The sequence below is a fragment of the Arthrobacter sp. NPDC080073 genome, assembly GCF_040686575.1.
GTDB lineage: Bacteria > Actinomycetota > Actinomycetes > Actinomycetales > Micrococcaceae > Arthrobacter.
The window spans coordinates 25531-31681 of record NZ_JBFBKR010000034.1 but is presented as its reverse complement, the minus strand read 5'-3'; the positions used below and the strand labels follow the sequence as shown (position 1 = coordinate 31681).

The following is a 6151-nucleotide window of genomic DNA, read 5'->3' as shown; positions in this document are numbered from 1 at the left end:
TCCCGAACCCGGGAACCGCGCCGGACAAAACACCATCCGGGACCCCCGGAAACCGCACCGGAACGCACAAAAGCGAACCAGGAATTTGGTTTCCATTTGGAAGGGAGTCTGTCGCAATTTTTCCGCATCAGCGGCGGCGACTCGAACTACTCTACACACCCCCAAGACCCCACGCAAATCACCCCCAGGCGACCAAGAACCACCATCCTGGGCTAGTGCCCTGCCGCCCCCTCGGTCTTGCGCATCATGGTGGACAGCACTACGGCAACCACCGCAATCAAAGTGGCCGTCAGGAAGGCGGCCTGCATCCCGGCGACGAAGCCGGACGCGGCTGACACCACGGCGAAGATAGAGACCAGGAGTGCTGTCCCTGCGGCCCCCGCCACCTGCTGCAGCGTGCTCATGATCGCCGAGCCATGCGAATAGAGGTGGGGCGGGAGCGGGTTGAGGCCAGTGGTGAACGCCGGCGTGAACAGCAAAGCCAAGCCCAGGCTCAGTACCGCGTACAGGACCACGACCCACCACAAGGGGCTATCTGCGGTGAGCATCGAGAACTGCCACAACGTGAGCACCAGCAGGATGGAACCTGTCACAGTCAAGGGGAGCGGACCTATCTTGTCGAACAACCGGCCGACAACCGGCCCGAGCAGGCCCATCGCCAAGCCGCCCGGAAGGAGCGCCAGTCCGGTCTCCATCGGCTGCAGGTGGAGGACGTTCTGCAGGTAGAGCGGCAAGAGGATTACCCCGCCGAACAGGGCCATCATGGCAACCACCATGAGCAGGACCGACACCGTGAACATGCGGAAGTTGAATGCCCTGAGGTCCAGCAGCGGCGCGTCGGACTTCTGCAACTTGAGCTGGCGGAAAACGAAGGCCACCATACAGAGGACCCCGATCACCAGCGCGGCGATCGGCACGGCGGTTGCTCCGGCATGGCCACCAATCTGGCTCAGTCCATAGACCAGCCCGCCGAAAGCGGGAACAGTCAGGAGCACCGAGGCGAAGTCCAGCCTCACGCTGCCTCGCTCGCCTACGTTTGTGAGGAATTTGGCGCCGATACCCATGGCCAACAGGGCCACCGGGAGCACGAAGACGAACATGAACCGCCACGAGAAGTGGTCAAGGATGATGCCGGAAACCGTGGGGCCCAAGGCCGGCGCCACCGAAATCGCAATGGTCACGTTACCCATCACCGCACCGCGGCGGGACAGGGGCACCACGGTCAAGATGGTTGTCATGAGTAGCGGGAGCATGATGGCCGTGCCGCCCGCCTGGACGATCCGCGCCAGCAAGAGCACTCCAAAACCCGGGGCTAGAGCCGCGAGCAGGGTGCCGCCGCTGAACAATCCGATTGCCAGGAGGAACGCAGCCCGGGTGGTGAGCCTCTGGAGGATGAAGCCTGTGGTTGGTATGACCACGGCCATGGTCAGCATGAACCCGGTGGAGAGCCACTGGACTGTAGGTGCGTCGACGTTGAGGTCCGTCATGAGCCGCTGCAAGGCAACGTTCATGATGGTCTCGTTGAGAATCACCACGAAGGTGGCCACGAGTAGCGTGACGATGACGGTGACAGACTCGCGTGACATCTTGTCGTTCGCAAGTTTTGTCCCCGTCCCGGGCATGGGATTGCCGTGCGCGTCGGACGTGACGTCAGTAGACATGAGGATTCCTCGGCTGTGGGTGCGGTGGTTTCCGGTGCTCTGCACCGGTGGAGATTGCAACAGTCTAAGCCTCTGGCGCATTCCCGTCAGCAGGTTAATCCAAACGTTTGTGCGCGGGCAACCGGAAGTTCAGGAACTCAGCGGCACGTTATCGATCAACCGCACGGGTCCAACCTTCGCCGCAATGATCGCAAGCCCTTCACCCCGGAATGGAGTCTCCTTGCAGTTTTCGGCGAGCGGCTCGAGCGTGCGGGGATCGACGACGTCGAAATAGTCCAGCTTCACGAGGGGCTGCGATTCAACGAGCGCGACGGCGGAGTCCAGCTCGAGCGGTTCGTTCGCTAGGGCGCGGGACTCAAGGAGGCGGAGGGCACGGGACAGCACCAGCGCCGCCTCCCGCTCTTCTTCGGAAAGGAATCGGTTCCGGCTGGAAAGCGCCAGCCCTTCCGGACTGCGCACGGTAGGCACGGCCACGATGTCCACCGGAAAGCTGAGGTCGCTCACCATCCTCTTCACGAGGGCCAGCTGCTGGGCATCCTTCTGGCCGAAGTACGCGCGGTACGCGGCAGTACCGCCGTCGGCGGCTGGACCGCCAGGCAGGCCGTAGTGCAGAAGTTTGGCGACCACCGTGAGGGCGCCGTCGAAGTGGCCAGGACGCGAGGCACCCTCCCATTTCCCGCCCAGCGGTCCCGAAGTCACCCGGACCAGCGGCTCCCCGCCGGGGTAAACCTCGTCAACTGACGGGGCGAAGACGAGATCCACGCCCTCGGCGTCCAGGAGGGCCATATCGGCATCAAGCGTGCGCGGGTAGCGTTCGAGGTCCGCGGCTTCGCCGAACTGCAAGGGGTTTACGAAGATGGACGCCACTACGACGTCGTTCTGCTCGACGGCGGTGCGGGCCAAGGCTGCGTGCCCGGTGTGCAGCGCTCCCATCGTGGGGACGAGGCCTTGCGAGCTGCCCCGCTTTTCCGCGAGAAACCGCGCACTTTCGGCCCGCAGTTCCGCTGCGGTGGTCACAAGTTTGATGGCCATTCAGTTCCCTTCCTGCGTCCCGGCAGCGTCGTTGCCTGGACGGTCCTCACCGTTGTCCGGCGTATCCGAGCCGTCCAAGGCGTTGTTGATATCGCCAAGCTGGCCCTCTTTGAGAAGTCCGCGATTGACAGCCCGGCGGGCCGTGGCGCGGGCCATTGCCCGGTAGGCGGCGAGGACATCGCCGCCGGCACCGCCGTCGTACTCCTTGAGGGCCTCCGCGTGGGCGGCCACGGTTCCCACATCCCCGCGTGCCACGGGCCCGGTCAGCGCGGACTCGCCTGAGGCCAGGGCGTTCTCCAAGGTGGCGCGGAGCAAGGGTCCGAGCATTCGTTCCGGCGCGTCGACGCCGATGTCCCGAAGCAGCTGGGACGACTGGGCCACGAGGGTGACCAGGTGGTTCGAGCTGTGCGCGAGGGCTGCGTGGTAGAGCGTGCGATCCGCCTCGGCAATGGCCACCGGTTCGGCACCCATCTCCACCACGAGGGCTTGGGCGATGGGCAACATCGCGGCGTCGGCAGTGACCCCGAAGGTGCAATCCAGGAGCCGCGTCAAGTCCAAGCTCATGCCCGTGAACGTCATGGCCGGGTGGAGGGCGAGCGGAATGGCACCTGCCGCGCGGACCGGCTTCAGGATTCCGACGCCGAAACGGCCCGAAGTGTGCGCCACGAGCTGTCCCGGCTGCCACGCTCCGAGCTTGGCCAGTCCTGTCACTAGTTCCCCGAGGGCATCGTCCGGAACAGCGAGGAGCACCAACTCGGACCGTTCGACGATCTCCTGGACTTCGAGGACCGGGACCCCCGGCAGCAGCGTTTCCGCCCGCTCCCGGCTCGCTTCCGACACTGCGGATACCCCGACGACGGCGTGCTCGGCTCCGCGCAGGGCCGCACCCAAGACGGCACCCACCTTGCCGGCGCCAACGATTCCTACGCCGAGTCGTCCTGGCTTAGCCATGGTCGGGTTCCTCCTGGGTCGATGCACGCTGCATGGCATGTGTGGTAGGCGTGGCCGTGGCCGGCATCGCCCCGGGCGGAAGTTGAGCCAGCCATTGCTCGCTACTCTGCAGTTTGCGGGCTTTCCGGGCCCGGGCCGCCTGCTGGTCGAACAAGCCGAGTGCTTCCTCCGTGGCTGCCTGGATGAGCCGGGGCGCCACCGGTCCCGGCGTCGTGTGCAACACGAGGTCGGCCACGCCGAACAGCCGGGCCAACGGACCTTGGTGGACGGCGATGGACTGGGTTCGTTGGTGCGGGACCATGACCAGCTTCCGCCACAAGCGGCCGGAGCGCAGGAGCAACGCCGTGTCCGTTGAATAGAAGCCGTTGCGTCGCCAACCCAACGGGGAAAGAATCCAGGCACGCTTGGGGGTGGTGACAAAGCCGGCCCCGGAATCCAGGCCGGTCAACCCGGCGGTGAACACGCGCTCGGGGTCCGCGGTTCCGGGGTCGGGCAGGACGAGTGAGAGCATCATCATCACCTCCGGCTTCCGGCCGACTGGAAGCAGCAAAGTCCGGTGTTCGCCTTCGCTGCGGTGGTGTTCGCCGTACCCGGCAACGTTCACGTGGATCCGATACCAGCCGAGAATGCGCCACAGCGGCGGCTGCGTGACCTTGAGCGCCTGGATGCGGCCGGGAGGCACGGTCTGGGCCCGGGTATCCAGGAGCCCGTAGCGCAGCCGGATGCCGTCCGGGGAAATTGCCGCCGTAAAGTTGTAGCCCGTGTTGAACGAGCGCCAGTAGGCGGTACCCAAGCCGAGGATTGCCGGAATCAAGTAGAGGATGAAGGCTCGGGACTCGGTCAACACTGAAACCAGCACGGACGCGATGGCGCTGAGCACAATGAAGAAGCTCTGCTCGCTCAAGATCAGCGAACCCACAAGCCTTCCAGGCGGCACGTAGAGCACCACCTGTTCGGGTGCTTCGGGCACCTCGACCGTTTCGCTCCCGTCGGCAATACCGGCGGCCCGGCCCAGGATGGTGGCGCGGAGCTGTTTGGCCTGCGCGAGCCTGAGGTACGAGAGCCGCACGGCCGAGTGACCGGCGTCGGCCACCTCGAACTTCAACTCCGCGAGCCCGAAAATACGGGCAAGCAGGGGCTGCACGATGTCGATGGCCTGGACCCGGTCAAGCCGCGCCTGGCGCTGCTGTTTGAACAGGAAGCCGGTGTTGACCCTGACATAGCCTTCGGCGAGCTGGTACCGGGTGAAATACCAGCTCAGGACGAAGGACGCCAAAGCCAGCAACAGCACGACGCCGCCCCCGGCCAGGAGCCAAAGCGTGCGTTCGTTGAAGTTGTCGCCAATGGTCCCGTGGCCTTGGAGGGCCCGTTCAAAGGTGTCCCGGCCGAAGAAATAGATGATCGCCGCAAGCGCCAACCATCCCCGCACGAATGGCGACGCCGGGTGGACGCGGTGCCAGTCGCCGTCGACCACGGTCCGTTCCTGGGTCACAGCCCTGCCAGCCTCGCTTCGCCGCGGGCCGAAAGCTGCTCGCGCAGCCGTGCGCCTTCAGCGGCGGGAAGACCGGGAAGGTGGGCGTTGGTTCCAGCCGATGCGGTGTGGAGCTTGACGGTGCAAAGGCCGAGGAGCCGTTCGACGGGTCCAACCGTTACGTCGACGAACTGCATCCGACCATAGGGAACCACCATGGTCCGCTGGAAGAAGATGCCGCGGCGGACCAAAAGATCGTCGTCGCGTTCCGCGTAGCCGATGGCCCGCACTTGCCTCGGGATCAACACAAGCCGCCACAGGGCAAGCAGCAAAAACGCCGAGGGAACGGCGACGGCCAGCCAAAGCGGTAGCCACGTCCACCGGCCGAATTGCACGAAGAGCAAGGGCAGGCTGAACAGGCCGATCGTGATCACGTTGCCGATGGCCCACTCGACGAGCCTTACCCTCACGTATTTCGGCGAAACGCGCAGCCACTGGATGCCAGGAGGATCAATCGCCGCGGTATGCATATTCGCCTTCCCCCTTTGCCTCGCCACGGTGTGGATCCCTGACGCCGGGGCCGCCTTCCAGGTCTTCCGGAGGGATTCGGCAGAACCGCTCCACCACGAGCCCCACGATGGTCATGATGAGCCCGCCTCCGCCCATGATGAGCGCGAGCCACAAGATGCCTTGGTCGCTGCGGAGGCTCCATAGCCGGAGTTGCTCAATCACGATTCCCAGATGCCAGCCGAGCAGCACCGTGCCCGCATAGGCGCAGGCCTGGGCCAGGATCAGGGTTCGCGCGGCCAGGATGGGATTGAGCATGGTCTTCTTCTTGCCGTTGCGCCAGCGCAGGACACGGATGCCCATGATCAGCGTGAGGACGGCAATGACGCCCATAGTCACCAACGCGGAAGGAGGAAGCACCGGCGTAGCCATGCTGTAGCGGGTGGTCAGCACGGTGATCAGCCAGCCAAATGCGGCAAGAACGACGGCGATGATCGCCAACAAGAGCGGACGCATGGCCTTCATGGAC

The 6151-nt window shown here is 65.0% G+C and carries 6 protein-coding genes; all 6 read right to left on the bottom strand.

The features are described 5' to 3' along the window. Positions 1 to 212: 212 nt before the first annotated feature. On the bottom strand, positions 213 to 1661 hold the full coding sequence (locus tag AB0O52_RS22630) for a DHA2 family efflux MFS transporter permease subunit (protein ID WP_364542700.1): 1449 nt from the start codon (positions 1659 to 1661) through the stop codon (positions 213 to 215). Between the two features lie 129 nt (positions 1662 to 1790). After that, positions 1791 to 2693: a pantoate--beta-alanine ligase gene (gene panC / locus AB0O52_RS22625; RefSeq protein WP_364542697.1), complete on the bottom strand. Its 903-nt coding sequence runs from the start codon at positions 2691 to 2693 to the stop codon at positions 1791 to 1793. Continuing rightward, entirely contained in the window at positions 2694 to 3644 is a 951-nt protein-coding gene (locus AB0O52_RS22620; RefSeq protein ID WP_364542694.1) for a DUF2520 domain-containing protein, read from the bottom strand. Continuing rightward, the gene (locus tag AB0O52_RS22615; RefSeq protein WP_364542691.1) at positions 3637 to 5136 is read right to left on the bottom strand and encodes a PH domain-containing protein; all 1500 of its coding nucleotides are present in this window, start codon (positions 5134 to 5136) and stop codon (positions 3637 to 3639) included. Before AB0O52_RS22615 ends, AB0O52_RS22620 begins: the two co-directional genes overlap by 8 nt. Continuing rightward, positions 5133 to 5645 carry a PH domain-containing protein gene (locus tag AB0O52_RS22610; protein ID WP_364542689.1) on the bottom strand — a complete coding sequence of 171 codons (513 nt, stop codon included), beginning with the start codon at positions 5643 to 5645 and terminating at the stop codon, positions 5133 to 5135. The genes AB0O52_RS22615 and AB0O52_RS22610 overlap by 4 nt, the downstream gene beginning before the upstream one ends. Beyond that, entirely contained in the window at positions 5626 to 6147 is a 522-nt protein-coding gene (locus AB0O52_RS22605; protein WP_364542687.1) for a DUF3180 domain-containing protein, read from the bottom strand. Before AB0O52_RS22605 ends, AB0O52_RS22610 begins: the two co-directional genes overlap by 20 nt. Positions 6148 to 6151: the final 4 nt, after the last annotated feature.